The organism is Burkholderia multivorans ATCC BAA-247, assembly GCF_000959525.1.
Taxonomy (GTDB): Bacteria; Pseudomonadota; Gammaproteobacteria; order Burkholderiales; family Burkholderiaceae; genus Burkholderia; species Burkholderia multivorans.
In genome coordinates this window covers 3,383,103-3,397,603 of the sequence record NZ_CP009832.1, presented here as the reverse complement: position 1 = coordinate 3,397,603, position 14,501 = coordinate 3,383,103, and the positions used below count along the sequence as shown (strand labels likewise).

Annotated in this window: 13 protein-coding genes; 10 read left to right on the top strand and 3 right to left on the bottom strand. The window is 67.5% G+C overall.

The genetic code is table 11. The features are described 5' to 3' along the window. Positions 1 to 201: 201 nt before the first annotated feature. From NP80_RS28245 to NP80_RS28235, 3 genes are all read right to left on the bottom strand, one after another. Positions 202 to 1,017, bottom strand: coding sequence for an endonuclease/exonuclease/phosphatase family protein (locus tag NP80_RS28245; RefSeq protein WP_006402723.1), 816 nt, complete (start codon positions 1,015 to 1,017; stop codon positions 202 to 204). A 5-nt stretch (positions 1,018 to 1,022) separates the two neighbouring features. Then, a complete protein-coding gene (locus NP80_RS28240; RefSeq protein ID WP_006402724.1) occupies positions 1,023 to 1,511 on the bottom strand; it encodes a hypothetical protein in 489 nt (162 codons plus the stop codon). Between the two features lie 255 nt (positions 1,512 to 1,766). Beyond that, the gene (locus NP80_RS28235) at positions 1,767 to 2,486 is read right to left on the bottom strand and encodes a nitroreductase (RefSeq protein WP_012214325.1); all 720 of its coding nucleotides are present in this window, start codon (positions 2,484 to 2,486) and stop codon (positions 1,767 to 1,769) included. Between the two features lie 227 nt (positions 2,487 to 2,713). Here NP80_RS28235 and NP80_RS28230 point away from each other — a divergent pair, with 227 nt between their 5' ends. The 10 genes from NP80_RS28230 to NP80_RS28185 all read left to right on the top strand — a co-directional run bounded on the left by NP80_RS28230 (position 2,714) and on the right by NP80_RS28185 (position 14,092). Then, a complete protein-coding gene (locus NP80_RS28230; RefSeq protein WP_006402726.1) occupies positions 2,714 to 3,694 on the top strand; it encodes an AAA family ATPase in 981 nt (326 codons plus the stop codon). Between the two features lie 141 nt (positions 3,695 to 3,835). Next, the gene (locus NP80_RS28225) at positions 3,836 to 4,945 is read left to right on the top strand and encodes an NAD(P)/FAD-dependent oxidoreductase (RefSeq protein ID WP_006408781.1); all 1,110 of its coding nucleotides are present in this window, start codon (positions 3,836 to 3,838) and stop codon (positions 4,943 to 4,945) included. A gap of 170 nt (positions 4,946 to 5,115) precedes the next feature. Next, positions 5,116 to 5,427: a high-potential iron-sulfur protein gene (locus NP80_RS28220; RefSeq protein ID WP_006402728.1), complete on the top strand. Its 312-nt coding sequence runs from the start codon at positions 5,116 to 5,118 to the stop codon at positions 5,425 to 5,427. Positions 5,428 to 5,616: 189 nt separating this feature from the next. After that, positions 5,617 to 6,924, top strand: a complete 1,308-nt coding sequence (locus tag NP80_RS28215; protein ID WP_006408783.1) for an MFS transporter — start codon at positions 5,617 to 5,619, stop codon at positions 6,922 to 6,924. Positions 6,925 to 7,265: 341 nt separating this feature from the next. Beyond that, complete coding sequence (locus NP80_RS28210) at positions 7,266 to 8,894, top strand: ABC transporter substrate-binding protein (protein ID WP_006408785.1); 1,629 nt, start codon at positions 7,266 to 7,268, stop codon at positions 8,892 to 8,894. 112 nt (positions 8,895 to 9,006) lie between these two features. Then, positions 9,007 to 10,017, top strand: a complete 1,011-nt coding sequence (locus NP80_RS28205) for an ABC transporter permease subunit (protein WP_006408784.1) — start codon at positions 9,007 to 9,009, stop codon at positions 10,015 to 10,017. 3 nt (positions 10,018 to 10,020) lie between these two features. Beyond that, positions 10,021 to 10,938 (top strand): ABC transporter permease subunit, encoded by a 918-nt coding sequence (locus tag NP80_RS28200; RefSeq protein ID WP_006408053.1) that lies wholly within the window; start codon positions 10,021 to 10,023, stop codon positions 10,936 to 10,938. 1 nt (position 10,939) lies between these two features. After that, complete coding sequence (locus NP80_RS28195; RefSeq protein ID WP_006402733.1) at positions 10,940 to 11,938, top strand: ABC transporter ATP-binding protein; 999 nt, start codon at positions 10,940 to 10,942, stop codon at positions 11,936 to 11,938. Beyond that, positions 11,935 to 12,951: a peptide ABC transporter ATP-binding protein gene (locus NP80_RS28190; protein WP_006408052.1), complete on the top strand. Its 1,017-nt coding sequence runs from the start codon at positions 11,935 to 11,937 to the stop codon at positions 12,949 to 12,951. The genes NP80_RS28195 and NP80_RS28190 overlap by 4 nt, the downstream gene beginning before the upstream one ends. Beyond that, positions 12,944 to 14,092 (top strand): TraB/GumN family protein, encoded by a 1,149-nt coding sequence (locus NP80_RS28185; RefSeq protein ID WP_035488790.1) that lies wholly within the window; start codon positions 12,944 to 12,946, stop codon positions 14,090 to 14,092. Before NP80_RS28190 ends, NP80_RS28185 begins: the two co-directional genes overlap by 8 nt. Positions 14,093 to 14,501: the final 409 nt, after the last annotated feature.

Below are 14,501 nucleotides of genomic sequence, written 5' to 3'. Positions count from 1 at the left end.
GCAAAAACCGAGTGCGTCGGCCCGATCGCGGATCGGCCGGCCGGCGCGTCGGACACGCGCCTTCTCGATGACAGACGTTTGAGGAACTGGCTATTTTACCCTGCCTGCGCGAATCGCGGGCTTGCCCCCCGTGGCCGCGCGGATTTGGCGCAACGCGCGCTTACGATGCGCTTTCGGTCGCGCGTGCGCGCCGGGCGGCGCTTATCGCGGATCGAGACGCAGCCGGGCGATGTACGGCAGGTGGTCCGACAGCCACGCGGTTTCGCTCGACGGCGCGCGCCACTCGAGCGGCGTGAGGCCGCGCACGAACATCTTGTCGAGCGCGAGCGCCGGCGAGAACGCCGGGAACGTGCGCCCGGACTCGCCGAGCAGCGTCGCCACTTCGGACAGCCCGATCTCGCCGAATACGGCGACCGAATCGTTGCGCCAGTCGTTGAAGTCGCCGGCGAGCACGAGCGGATCGTCGCCCGCGTTGCGCACGATCCAGTGCGCGATCCAGTGCATCTGGCGCAGCCGCGCCGCGCGCGTGAGCGCGAGGTGCGCACACAGCAGCGTGACGGGGCGCGCGCCGGCGAGCGTCGCGCGCGCGACGAGCAGCCCGCGCCGCTCGAAGCGGTGCGCGGAAATGTCCCAGCGGCCGCCGAGGTCGAGCGGATGCGGCGACAGGATGGCGTTGCCGTGCCGCCACGACGGCTTGAACACGTTCGGCCCGAGCGCGATCTGCCAGTCGAGCGCGCGGGCGATCTCGGTCGCCTGGCAGTGCCAGACGTCGTCGTCGACATCGTCCATCGGCGCGCCGAAGCCCTGCGCGAGCACCGGCCGCGGCATGCGCCGCGCCATCGCTTCCTGCAGGAAATACACGTCCGCGTGCGTCGACTGCATCCAGTCGCGCATCGCGTTCCATGCAGTGAAGCCGAGCGGCGAGCGGCCCTTGTGCAGGTTCCAGCTGACCGCGGTGATTTCGTCGGGGGCCGCGTGCGGTTCGGCGAACGGGACGGATAGCGCGTCGGCAGCCATGGCGATCAGTCCTTCGCGACGTGCGCGCGCACGCGGTAGACGAGATGCGGATGCTGCTCGACGAGCGTCCAGTCGGTCCAGGCGTCGGCGCCGACCGACAGGCCCGGATGGCTCGCGACGATCTGGCGCGGCGACGCCGGCATGCAGGGATCGCTCTGCCGTGCGCTTTCGTCGTCGAGCGTTTCCTGCACGTCGAGCGCGAGCGAGACCGTGCCGGCCGCCGTATCGGCGGCGAGCGGCGCGACCGTGACGGCGCGCGAACGCTCGGTCGGCACGACGCGCGCGGCATTGCCGCAGCCGACCGGCACGGCGGACGGATAGCGATGGGTGTCGGTGCGCGTTTGACCCACGGTGGTCTGCTGCTGGAACGTGTCGATCGTCTGACCGTCGCGCACGACCTGGATCTCCCACGCAACGACGGCCGGTGCGGGGCTCTGCGCATGGGCGGCGAGCGCGACGCTCGCGAGCAGGACGGCCAGGCCGTGTTTCAGCATGAAGCTTCTCCGGAAACGCGGGGTAGTGGGGAACGGACGCTCATCTTACGCCCGATCGATTTCGGCAGCGTTGTCGCCGCACGCGGCGGCGAGCGGTGCGAAGCACGATGCGGTCCCGCTACGGTCTCACTGCGGTCCCGCTTTGGCTCGGGTACGGTCGCGCTGCGGTTCCGCTGCCGGCCGTGCGCCGGCGCGACACATCGGCGTGCCGGCGACGGACGGATGCTGTGAAAAGTAGGTACGCGTCACGCGTTTTCAAGCGAAAAAACGCGCGAACTCGGCGACGCTCGCGCGCTCGGTGACGAGGCGGTTCTCGACCGCATGCGGATCGGCGTAGCCGAGCGACATCCCGCAGACGAGCTGTTCGTTGTCCGGGATGTCGAGGTGTTCGGCGACGATCCGGTGAAACGGCACGAACGCGGCCTGCGGGCACGTATCGAGCCCGCGCGCACGCGCGGCCGTCATCACGCCTTGCAGAAACATCCCGCAGTCGAGCCATGCGCCGTGCGTCATGATCCGGTCGAGCGTGAAGAACAGCGCGACCGGTGCATCGAAGAAGCGGAAATTGCGCGCGTGCTGCGCATGCATGCGCGCTTTCTCGTCGCGACCGATGTTCAACAGGCCGTACAGATCCCAGCCGACCTTGCGGCGCCGGTCGATATACGGCGAGACCCATTCGCGCGGGTAGTAGTCGTATTCGGCGACGTATTTTTCGTCGCGCGCGGGATCGTCGTATGCGGCGGTGAGCGCGGCCGCGAGCGCATCGCGCGTCGCGCCCGTCGCGACGTACACGTGCCACGGCTGGATGTTCGTGCCGGACGGCGCGCGGCTCGCGGCTTCGAGGATCGCCTCGAGCGTCGCGCGCGGCACCGGCGTCGGGAGGAATGCGCGCACCGAGCGGCGCGACGTCAGTGCGGCGTCGACGGCGCGGATCGCGTCGGGATCGACGTTCGGAGGAGCGGCGGGGACGGACATCGGCATACCCTGGGGACGAAAGCGGACGCGGTACGCGGTGCACCGCCGGCCATGCGCGGCGACCGGTGAACTGACGATGATACGCCGCGCGGCGCGGGCCTGCAGCGCGCGGCCGGTGTTAGCAGCAGCCTCGCGCGGCTGCTTGCTTGCACGCGCGACGCGCGCCGCTACACTGAAAATCGTAAGGGTCTGATGATCGTGTGACAGCAAGCAGCGGTGAGGTTGGTATGACGACGGCGATGGTGAAACAGGAACTGGCGGTGGCGTCTTTCAGCACGGTGTACGACCTCGAGCAGGTCGAGACGGCACTGAACGATTTGAACGAAAGCGCGAGCGATGCGTTGCGCGCAACCTACGAGCGGATGCTGAAGACCGGCAATCTGCGTTTCTGCGTGAAGCCGAACCGGATGCCGTCGTTCGACGCGCTCGGCGAAGCGCTGCCTAATTTCGCCGAACCGCTCGACGACGTGCGCAAGCAGGTCGCGCTCTGCCTCGAAACCGACGATCGGCTCGAACTGATGCCGATCCTGCTGCTCGGCCCGCCGGGGATCGGCAAGACGCATTTCGCGAAGGCGCTCGCGCAGATGCTCGGCACCGCGTATCACTACGTGCCGATGAGTTCGCTGACGGCCGGCTGGATCCTGTCGGGCGCATCGTCGCAATGGAAGAACGCGAAGCCCGGCAAGGTGTTCGACGCGCTCGTGAACGGCAGCTATGCGAACCCCGTGATCGCCGTCGACGAAATCGACAAGGCGGGCGCCGATGCGCAATACGATCCGCTCGGCGCACTCTACGCGCTGCTCGAACACGACACGGCGCGCGCCTTCGTCGACGAATTCGCCGAAGTGCCGATCGATGCGGGCAACGTGATCTGGATCGCGACCGCGAACGACGCGCACGCGATTCCGGAGCCGCTGCTGAACCGCATGAACGTCTACGAGATCGCGCCGCCCGACGCGGCCGGCGCGCGCCGCATTGCGCAGACGATCTACGACGAGATCCGCATGTCGCACGCGTGGGGCCGGCGCTTCCCGGAAACGCTCGGCGATGCCGCGCTCGACGTGCTGGCCGCGACGCCGCCGCGCACGATGCGCCGCGCACTGCTGCACGCGTTCGGCGCCGCGCGGCTCGACGGGCGCGACGCGATCGAGCCGCGCGACATCCGCGCGGACGAAGGCTCGGCTCGGCGCAGGCCGATCGGGTTCTGAGCGGCGCGCGACGGGCGCGCGCCGCGCCGCGTGTGCGATGCGTAACAGTCGTGACGAGACGTACATCGCGATCGGCAGGCGGGCGAACCGGGACGTACAATTCCGCTGTCTCCCCTCTACGCGCGAGCGACGCGACAAGTCATGGAGCAGATGGATTGTGTAGTGATCGGCGCGGGCGTCGTGGGTCTGGCGATCGCGCGGGAGCTGGCCGCGCGCGGACGAGAGACGCTCGTGCTCGAGGCGGCCGACGCGATCGGCACCGGCACGAGCTCGCGCAACAGCGAGGTGATCCATGCGGGGCTCTACTATCCGCGCGGATCGCTGAAGGCGCTGTCGTGCGTGCGCGGGCGCGACCTGCTGTACGAATTCTGCGACACGCATCACGTGCCGCACCGGCGCGTCGGCAAGCTGCTCGTCGCGACGACCGCCTCGCAGGTGAAGCAGCTGAAGGCGATCGCCGCACGTGCGGAAGAGAACGGCGTGCTCGATCTGCTGCCGCTCACGCGCGCCGAAGCGCAGGCGCTCGAGCCCGCGCTCGAATGCGTGGAGGCGCTGTTCTCGCCGTCCACCGGCATCGTCGACAGCCATCAGCTGATGCTCGCGCTGCTTGGCGACGCGCAGCGCGACGGCGCCGTATGCGCGCTGAAGTCGCCGGTCGAATCGATCGACGTGCTGCGCCGCGGGCGTTTCGTCGTGCGTACCGGCGGCGACGCGCCGACCGAGATCGAAGCCGCGTGCGTGATCAATAGCGCGGGCCTCGGCGCGCAGGCGCTCGCGCGCCGCACGCGCGGCCTCGATCCGCGCTGGGTGCCGCCGCTCTATCTCGCGCGCGGCAACTACTTCAGCTTGTCCGGTCGCGCGCCGTTCTCGCATCTCGTCTATCCGATGCCGGACCGCGCGGGGCTCGGCATTCACCTGACGTTCGATCTTGCCGGGCAGGCGCGCTTCGGTCCGGACGTCGAATGGATCGACGCGCTGCGCTACGAAGTCGATCCGGCGCGTGCGGACGCGTTCTACGCATCGATCCGCGCGTACTGGCCCGAGCTGCCCGACGGCGCGCTGCAGCCCGCCTACGCGGGCATCCGGCCGAAGGTCGCGGGGCCCGGCGAGCCGCCCGCCGACTTCATCGTGCAGGGCGCCGCGCAGCACGGCGTGCGCGGGCTCGTGAATCTGTTCGGCATCGAATCGCCGGGGCTTACCGCGTCGCTCGCGCTCGCGCAGCGCGTGGGCGAGATGGCCGCATACGGCTAGAGCGCGCTCGCGCGACGCGGCGCGAACGGCGGCCGGCGCGCATCGCAGGCGCGCCGTGTGAAATTCATTATTTCCGGCATTTCGGGACGCACGTTTCGGCGCTTGGCGGTTATGCTGTAGCGGCTGTCGCCAGAACAGCTTTCAAACCGATAACGTTGGAGCGAGTCCCCATGAAAACATCCCGTCGGAGTTTCCTGATTTCGAGCGTCGGCGTCGTGTCCGCGCTGGCGCTGTCGCGCGAAGCGCTGGCCGATGCGCCGATGCTGTCGGAAAGCGACCCGACTGCGCAGGCGCTCGGCTACAAGGCCGACGCGACGAAGGTCGACAAGGCGAAGTATCCGAAATATGCAGCGGGCCAGGATTGCGCGGCCTGCATGCTGTACCAGGGCAAGAAGGGCTCGACGTCGGGTCCATGCGCGGCGTTCGGCGGCAAGCAGGTCGCGGCGAAGGGCTGGTGCAGCGCGTTCTCGAAGATGGGCTGAGGCCCGGCGGCATCGTGCGATGCCGCGATATGTGGTGAAAACCGCACAACGCCCGCGATCCTGCGAACGCGGGCGTTTTTATTGCTTGAAAACGGTTCCGGTGCTTTCTACACTCGCTGCACATCGATGCGCGGGGCAACGCGCACGCCGCGCCGTCCGCGACGGCGAACTCTCCACGACGAGGCACGCATGGCGACGATTGCGAATTCAACGAAACCGGTCCGCCCCGAGCGTGCGCTGAACCGGCGTGCGGTGGCCGCTGCGGTGATCGGCAACGCGCTCGAGTGGTACGACTTCACGGTGTTCAGCTTCATGGCCGTCGTGATCGCCGAGCTGTTCTTTCCGACCTCGAGCGAATACGGGTCGCTGCTGCTGACCACCGCGACGTTCGGCGTCGCGTTCTTCATGCGTCCGATCGGCGGGATCGTGCTCGGCCTGTATGCGGACCGCGCGGGCCGCAAGGCCGCGCTGTCGCTCGTGATCCTGCTGATGACGGCCGGCATCTTCCTGCTCGCGGTCGCGCCGCCGTATGCGGCGATCGGCATCGGCGGCCCGTTGCTGATCGTGTTCGGCCGGCTGCTGCAGGGCTTCTCCGCGGGCGGCGAATTCGGCAGCGCGACCGCGCTGCTGATCGAGGCCGCGCCGTTTTCGAAGCGCGGCTTCTACGGCAGCTGGCAGATGTCGAGCCAGGCCGCCGCGCTGCTGATCGGCGCGGTCGTCGGCGCCGCCGTCACGCGCGGCCTGTCGCCCGAAGCGCTGCGCGCGTGGGGCTGGCGCGTGCCGTTCATCATCGGGCTGATGATCGGCCCGATCGGTTTCTACATCCGCCGCCATCTCGCCGATTCGGAAGCATTTCTGCACGCGCAGCAGAGCGCGCGCCGCGCGACGCTCGGCGAAGTGTTCGCGCGCCACTCGCGCGAAGTGCTCTGCGGGCTCGGCTCGGTGATCGCGCTGACCGTGACGATCTACGTGCTGATCAGCTATCTGCCGACCTTCGCGGTCAAGCAGCTGAAGCTGCCGTACGCGGAATCGTTCTATGCGGTGATCGCAGGCAATCTGCTGCTGACCGTGCTGTCGCCGCTCGCCGGCGCATGGTCGGACCGCATCGGCCGCAAGGGGCTGTCGCTCTGGTCGCTGGTGCTGACGCTCGCGCTGATCTATCCGCTGTTCGCATGGCTCGACGCCGCGCCGAGCATCGGCCGGCTGATCGCGGTGCAGGTCGTGCTGTCGATCACGCTTGCCGGCTACTACGGGCCGTTCGGCGCGATGATCGCCGAACTGTTTCCGGCCAACGTGCGCTCGACCGGACTATCGATCGCCTACAACGTCGCGGTGATGCTGTTCGGCGGCTTCGGCCAGTTCATCGTCACGTGGCTGATCAAGGTGACGGGCACGCCGCTCGCGCCGACGTACTACGTGATGGCGGGGCTCGCGCTGTCGATCGTCGCGGTCGCGTTCGTCCCCGCACGCAGCGCGGACCTCGACGCGCCCGCATGAAGCGCACGCGCGCCGGCCGTTGCGGCGCGTGCAACGCAGCGCGCGAAATACGCGAAAACGCTGCAAAAGCGCGGTAAAGGCGCACCGTGTGGCCATGCGCTGCACGTCTGCTTCGGCGTCCCTCCTGTTTAGTTGCCGACGGAAACACGCGTGCGATGCGCGGAACCGTCGCTCGCGCACGCGTTGACAGCTTTCGATTGCGCAAAACATCGGCAAAAACCCGCGCAAATGCGTGTAGAGAGGTTTTTTCTCCGGCTTGTTGCAAAATCGCTTGCTCAAGTAATATCCGCGTACGCCGGCCCCGGGAGGGACCGGTTCCGATCTGGAGACCTGGAGGAAACATGGAACACAACCGTCTGTTGCACACCCTGCGTGTTACCGCCATTGCAGGCGTGGCAGCGGCATCGCTCGGCGTCGCGGGCTCTGCATTCGCACAGATCCCGAACAAAACGCTCGTCTACTGCTCAGAAGGCAGCCCGGCGGGCTTCGATTCCGCGCAATACACGACCGGCGTCGATTTCACGGCCGCCACGTTCACCGTCTACAACCGCCTCGTCGAATTCGTGCGCGGCGGCACGAAGGTCGAGCCCGGCCTCGCCGAGAAGTGGGACGTGTCGTCCGACGGCAAGGTCTATACGTTCCACCTGCGCCACGGCGTGAAGTTCCACACGACCGACTTCTTCAAGCCGACGCGCGAATTCAACGCGGACGACGTCGTGTTCACGTTCGAGCGCATGCTCGATCCGAACAACGCGTTCCGCAAGGCGTATCCGGTGTCGTTCCCGTACTTCACCGACATGGGCCTCGACAAGCTGATCACGAAGGTCGAGAAGGTCGATCCGTACACGGTGAAGTTCACGCTTGCCGAACCGAACGCGCCGTTCATCCAGAACATGGCGATGGAATTCGCGTCGATCCTGTCGGCCGAATACGCGGATCAGCTGATGAAGGCCGGCAAGGCCGCCGACATCAACCAGAAGCCGGTCGGCACGGGCCCGTTCATCTTCCGCAGCTACACGAAGGACGCGACGATCCGCTTCGACGGCAATCCGGATTACTGGAAGAAGGGCGAAGTGAAGCTGTCAAAGCTGATCTTCTCGATCACGCCCGATCCGGGCGTGCGCGTGCAGAAGATCAAGCGCAACGAATGCCAGGTGATGAGCTATCCGCGTCCGGCCGACATCGCGACGCTGAAGGCCGACTCGAACATCGACATGCCGTCGCAGCCGGGCTTCAACCTCGGCTACCTCGCGTACAACGTCGAGCACAAGCCGGTCGACAAGCTCGAGGTGCGTCAGGCGCTCGACATGGCGATCAACAAGAAGGCGATTCTCGAATCGGTCTATCAGGGTGCGGGCCAGGCCGCGAATGCGCCGATGCCGCCGACGCAGTGGTCCTACGACAAGAACCTGAAGATGCCCGCCTACGACACCGCCAAGGCGAAGGCGCTGCTCGCGAAGGCCGGTTATCCGAACGGTTTCGAGATCACGCTGTGGGCGATGCCGGTGCAGCGCGCGTACAACCCGAACGCACGTCTGATGGCCGAGATGATCCAGGCCGACTGGGCGAAGATCGGCGTGAAGGCGAAGATCGTCACGTACGAGTGGGGCGAGTACATCAAGCGCGCGCACGGCGGCGAGCAGGACACGATGCTGATCGGCTGGACCGGCGACAACGGCGATCCCGACAACTGGCTCGGCACGCTGCTCGGCTGCGAGGCGATCAAGGGCAACAACTTCTCGCACTGGTGCTACAAGCCGTTCGACGACCTGATCCAGAAGGGCCGCACGACGACGGGCCAGGACGCGCGCACGAAGCTCTACACGCAGGCGCAGCAGATCTTCGCGCAGCAGCTGCCGTTCTCGCCGATCGCGAACTCGACGGTGTACCAGCCGGTGCGCAAGAACGTGGTCGACATGCGCATCGAGCCGCTCGGCTACGCACGCTTCGATGGTGTGAGCGTGAAGTAACGCGGCAGGCGTAAGCTGTCACGAAGACCGAGACCTACCCATCCGGCGGCGGGGGGCCACGAGCTCCCCGTCGCCGGTCGCACATTTCCCACAAGAAAAGACGAGACGCATCATGCTCCGATTCGTGTTGCGCCGCGTGGGCATGGTGATTCCGACCTTCATCGGCATCACCATCCTCGCGTTCGCGCTGATTCACCTGATACCGGGCGACCCCATCGAAGTGATGATGGGCGAGCGCGGCGTCGACCCCGCGATGCACGCGGAGGCGATGAAACGCCTCGGGCTCGACCAGCCGCTGCCCGTGCAATATTTCCACTACATCGGCCGGGCGCTGCACGGCGACCTCGGCACGTCGATCGTCACGAACACGAGCGTCGCCGGCGAGTTCTTCGCGCGCTTTCCGGCGACGGTCGAACTGTCGCTGTGCGCGCTCGTGTTCGCGCTCGTCGTCGGGCTGCCGGCCGGCGTGATCGCCGCGCTGCGGCGCGGCTCGGTCGTCGATCACGGCGTGATGGGCACCGCGCTGACCGGCTATTCGATGCCGATCTTCTGGTGGGGGTTGATCCTCATCATGGTGTTTTCGTCGTATCTCGGCTGGACGCCCGTGTCGGGCCGCATCGCGGTCGAATACGACTTCCCGCATCCGACCGGCTTCATGCTGATCGACGCACTGCTCGCGCCGGACGAGGGGGCGTTCAAGTCGGCGGTCAGCCACCTGATCCTGCCCGCGATCGTGCTCGGCACGATTCCGCTCGCCGTGATCGCGCGGATGACGCGCTCGTCGATGCTCGAAGTGCTGCGCGAGGACTACATCCGCACCGCGCGCGCGAAGGGGCTGTCGCCCGCGCGCGTGGTCGTCGTGCATGCGCTGCGCAATGCGCTGATTCCGGTCGTGACCGTGATCGGCCTGCAGATCGGCACGCTGCTTGCGGGCGCGGTGCTGACCGAGACGCTGTTTTCGTGGCCCGGCGTCGGCAAGTGGCTGATCGATGCGATCGGCCGTCGCGACTATCCGGTCGTCCAGGGCGGCATTCTGCTGATCGCGACGCTCGTGATCGTCGTGAACCTGATCGTCGACCTGCTGTACGGCGTGCTGAATCCGCGCATCCGCCACACGAGGTAATCCATGAGCAATCTGCAAAACACCCTGCCGAGCGAATCCGCGCCGGCCGGCGGCCGTGCGCTCGCGCTGCGCGAGTTCTGGGCCAACTTCTCGCGCAACCGCGGCGCCGTCGGCGCCGGCATCGTCGTGCTGGTGCTGATCGCGGTCGCGATCTTCGCGCCGCTGATCGCGCCGCACAGCCCGGTCGAGCAATACCGCGACTACGTGAAGATTCCGCCCGCGTGGCTCGACGGCGGCAACTGGCAATTCATCCTCGGCACCGACGAAGCGGGCCGCGACATTCTTTCGCGCCTGATGTTCGGCGCACGCATGTCGTTCTGGATCGGCTTCGTGTCGGTCGTGCTCGCGCTGATCCCCGGCATCGTGCTCGGCCTCGTCGCCGCGTTTTTCCAGAAGTGGGCCGACACGGCCGTGATGCGCATCATGGACGTGCTGCTCGCGCTGCCGTCGCTGCTGCTCGCGGTCGCGGTCGTCGCGATCATCGGGCCGGGGCTCACGAACACGATGTTCGCGATCGCGATCGTCGCGCTGCCCGCCTACGTGCGTCTCACGCGCGCGTCCGCGCTCGGCGAGCTGCAGAAGGAATACGTGACCGCCTCGCGCGTGGCCGGCGCCGGCACGCTGCGCCTGATGTTCTCGCAGGTGCTGCCGAACTGCACGGCGCCGCTGATCGTGCAGGCGACGCTCGGCTTCTCGTCGGCGATTCTCGATGCGGCCGCGCTCGGCTTCCTCGGCCTCGGCGTGCAGCCGCCGACCGCCGAGTGGGGCGCGATGCTCGCCTCGGCGCGCGACTACATCGACAACGCATGGTGGATCGTCACGATGCCGGGCCTGTCGATCCTGATTTCGGTGCTCGCGATCAACCTGCTCGGCGACGGGCTGCGCGACGCGCTCGATCCCAAACTGAAACGGATGGCGTGACATGACTTCGAATCTACTGACCATCCGCAATCTCGCGGTGAACTTCAACGGCCTGCCCGCGGTCGACCGGATCAACCTGTCGATCGCGCCGGGCGAGGTGGTGGGCGTCGTCGGCGAATCGGGCTCCGGCAAGAGCGTGACGATGATGGCGCTGATGGGGCTGATCGATGCGCCGGGCAAGGTCACGGCCGACGAGATCACGTTCGACGGCGTGGATCTGCTGAAGGCGTCGCCGAAGGTGCGGCGCAGGATCGTCGGCAAGGACGTCGCGATGGTGTTCCAGGACGCGCTGACGAGCCTGAACCCGAGCTATACGGTCGGCTACCAGATCAAGGAGGTGCTGAAGCTGCACGAAGGGCTGCGCGGCGACGCGCTGCACCGGCGCGCGCTCGAGTTGCTCGACCAGGTCGGCATTCCCGACGCGAAGAACCGGATCGGCGCGTTTCCGCACCAGATGTCGGGCGGGATGAACCAGCGCGTGATGATCGCGATGGCCGTCGCATGCAACCCGAAGCTCCTGATCGCCGACGAGCCGACGACCGCGCTCGACGTGACGATCCAGGCGCAGATCATGGATCTCCTCGTCAAGCTGCAGAAGGAGCGCGGGATGGCGCTCGTGCTGATCTCGCACGACCTGGCCGTGGTGTCGGAGGTCGCGCAGCGCGTCGCCGTGATGTACGCGGGCGAGATCATCGAGACCAACCGCGTGCCCGACATCTTCCGCGCGCCGCATCATCCGTACACCGAAGCGCTGCTCGCGGCGATTCCCGAGCACAATAAGGGGGCGCGTCGCCTTGCCGCATTGCCGGGCATGGTGCCGGGCCGCGATGATCGCCCGTCCGGGTGCCTGTTCGCGCCGCGCTGCAAGTACGTCGTCGACGATTGCCGCAAGGCGCGCCCGGCGCTCGATACGCTGGTGCCCGGCAACGATGCAATGCGCGCGCGCTGCATCAAGCCGCTGAACCTGTCCCATGTCGACCTGAACGGAGGCGCACGATGAATGCTGTCAACGAAACGCGCCGCGTCGAGCACGACGAGGACGACGTGCTGGTGGCCGACCAGCTCGCGAAGCACTACACGGTGCGGCGCGGGATGTTCGGGCAGGGCACGGTGAAGGCGCTGAACGGCGTGTCGTTCGCGCTGAAGCGCGGCCGCACGCTCGCGGTGGTCGGCGAGTCGGGCTGCGGGAAATCGACGCTCGCGCGCCAGCTCACGATGATCGAAACGCCGACGTCCGGCCGTCTCTCGATCGACGGCCAGAACGTGGCCGGCGCGAGCCGCGACACGATCGCCGAGCTGCGCCGCCGCGTGCAGATGGTGTTCCAGAATCCGTTCGCGTCGCTGAATCCGCGCAAGACCGTCGAGCAGACGCTCGCCGAGCCGCTCGAGATCAACACGAAGCTGACCGCGGTCGAACGCGCGCAGCGCATCGCGCAGATCATGCGCACGGTCGGGCTGCGGCCCGAGCACGCGAAGCGCTATCCGCACATGTTCTCCGGCGGGCAGCGCCAGCGTGTCGCGATCGCGCGCGCGATGATCCTCGAGCCGCGGATCGTCGTCGCCGACGAGCCGGTGTCCGCGCTCGACGTGTCGATCCAGGCGCAGATCCTGAACCTGTTCATGGATCTGCAGGAGCAGTTCAAGACGAGCTACGTGTTCATCTCGCACAACCTCGCGGTGGTCGAGCACGTCGCCGACGACGTGATGGTGATGTACTTCGGCAGCGTCGCCGAGCTCGGCGACAAGGCGACGATCTACGCACGGCCGCGCCATCCGTATACGCGCGCGCTGATGTCGGCGACGCCGGCGATCTTCGAGGAAGACCGCCGCGTGCAGATCAAGCTGCAGGGCGAGCTGCCGTCGCCGCTCAATCCGCCGTCGGGCTGCGCGTTTCACCAGCGCTGCCCGTATGCGATCGAGCGGTGCCGTGTCGAGGAACCGCAGCTGCGCGACGTCGACGGACGCCGCGTGGCCTGCCATCGCGCCGAGGAGGTGGGGGAGGCGAATGCCTGAACGGTTGGCGGCGCGCGCGTCGAGCGCGCGCCGTTCGGGAGCGGGCAGCGCGCGCATGCTGCGCGCCTGCCGCAGCGCGCGGCGCTGGAGCGTGCGCACCGTGACGGGCGCGGCGCTGGCCGGTGCATGCCTTGCGGCCGGCATCGGCGTGCCGGTCGACGTGGCGCGCGCCGAAGGGCGAGCGCCCGCCACGTCGCCGATCCATCCGTCACAGGTGCCGCCGCCCGGCGTGAGCCTGCCGGGCTTTCACGTGCCGCCGTCCGAGTCGAACGGCACCGTCGCGCGCGGCGCGGTGCGCGTGCAGCCCGCGCGCATGCCGTTCTACGTCGCGACCAAGGGCCGCGTCACGCTCTACGTGCTCGGCACGCTGCATACGGGCGACCCGTCCGACTATCCGAGCGCGCAGCCGTTCCGGCCGCGCATCCTCGCCGCGCTCGCCGCGTCGCCGACGCTCGCGCTCGAGCTGTCGCCCGACGATCTGCTCGAATCGCAGGACGACGTCGCGAAGTACGGCGTCTGCCGTTACGCCTGCCTGCCCCGGCTGCTGCCCGAGCCGCTGTGGCAGCGGCTCGCGGCGCGTCTGCACGGCAATCCGGCTGCGCTCGCGGAAATCCGCAAGATGCGGCCGTGGCTCGCGTCGCTCGTCGTCGAGACCTACGATTCGCTGTCGGCCGGCCTGCAGACCGAGTACGGCACCGAGGCGCAATTACAGAACGTATTCCTGAAGAAGAAGGGCGGCCGCGTGATCGGGCTCGAGACGCTGGCCGAGCAGATGCGCGCGTTCACCGGCCTGACGCTCGCCGAGCAGCGCGAAATGCTCGCGCAGGACATGGTGCAGACGCCCGCGCAGAACGCCGACGACGTGAAGACGCTGCACCGACTGTGGCGAATTGGCGACGCCGATGCGATCGCCGCCTGGGCGGTCGCGAAGAGCGAACGGCTGGCGCGATCGAAGGCGTTGTCGGCGTCGATCGACAACAAGATCCTGTACGAACGCAATCGGCGCTTCGTTGCACGGATGACGGCAATCGCGGCGCCGAACCGCCCGCTGTTCGTCGCGATTGGCGCGCTGCACTTGGGCGGCCCGCGCGGCGTGCTCGAATTGTTGCGTCGACAAGGTTACAGCGTCGACGCGAACTGAAGGCGCCCGACGCGCCGCTTCGATCCATCCCCGTTTGATTGCCTGCGCATCGACGGCACGCGACGTGTGCGGCGCGCGGCGCACCGATCAGGAAAACCCTCGATTCGTCGGAAAATAGCGTTTAAAACGATTGACATCCGGTTCGGCCAATCTCTATTCTTCGCATCACAAGTTGAAAAAATGAAAAGAACAGATAAGTACAGGTAAGTTCTACGGGGTAGCAAAAAAAGCGCGGGGTGAGCGCAGCCGGCACGTCGTCAGCGTGCCGGCCACGGCGTGGCTGCATGCACGGCGGGGCCATCATCGTCGGATAACAAATGCATGCGGACCGACTTGCGAAAAGCAGCGTTCCGTCGTCCGACCGGGGAATGCAGTATCGGGCGGCGGCGGACGTTTTTTCATCCGGAGC

Excerpts from the sequence above, each read along its gene's own strand:
- NP80_RS28245 (WP_006402723.1), bottom strand. The coding sequence starts at position 1,017 with ATGGCTGCCGACGCGCTATCCGTCCCGTTCGCCGAACCGCACGCGGCC.
- NP80_RS28240 (WP_006402724.1), bottom strand. The coding sequence starts at position 1,511 with ATGCTGAAACACGGCCTGGCCGTCCTGCTCGCGAGCGTCGCGCTCGCC.
- NP80_RS28235 (WP_012214325.1), bottom strand. The coding sequence starts at position 2,486 with ATGTCCGTCCCCGCCGCTCCTCCGAACGTCGATCCCGACGCGATCCGC.
- NP80_RS28230 (WP_006402726.1), top strand. The coding sequence starts at position 2,714 with ATGACGACGGCGATGGTGAAACAGGAACTGGCGGTGGCGTCTTTCAGC.
- NP80_RS28225 (WP_006408781.1), top strand. The coding sequence starts at position 3,836 with ATGGAGCAGATGGATTGTGTAGTGATCGGCGCGGGCGTCGTGGGTCTG.
- NP80_RS28220 (WP_006402728.1), top strand. The coding sequence starts at position 5,116 with ATGAAAACATCCCGTCGGAGTTTCCTGATTTCGAGCGTCGGCGTCGTG.
- NP80_RS28215 (WP_006408783.1), top strand. The coding sequence starts at position 5,617 with ATGGCGACGATTGCGAATTCAACGAAACCGGTCCGCCCCGAGCGTGCG.
- NP80_RS28210 (WP_006408785.1), top strand. The coding sequence starts at position 7,266 with ATGGAACACAACCGTCTGTTGCACACCCTGCGTGTTACCGCCATTGCA.
- NP80_RS28205 (WP_006408784.1), top strand. The coding sequence starts at position 9,007 with ATGCTCCGATTCGTGTTGCGCCGCGTGGGCATGGTGATTCCGACCTTC.
- NP80_RS28200 (WP_006408053.1), top strand. The coding sequence starts at position 10,021 with ATGAGCAATCTGCAAAACACCCTGCCGAGCGAATCCGCGCCGGCCGGC.
- NP80_RS28195 (WP_006402733.1), top strand. The coding sequence starts at position 10,940 with ATGACTTCGAATCTACTGACCATCCGCAATCTCGCGGTGAACTTCAAC.
- NP80_RS28190 (WP_006408052.1), top strand. The coding sequence starts at position 11,935 with ATGAATGCTGTCAACGAAACGCGCCGCGTCGAGCACGACGAGGACGAC.
- NP80_RS28185 (WP_035488790.1), top strand. The coding sequence starts at position 12,944 with ATGCCTGAACGGTTGGCGGCGCGCGCGTCGAGCGCGCGCCGTTCGGGA.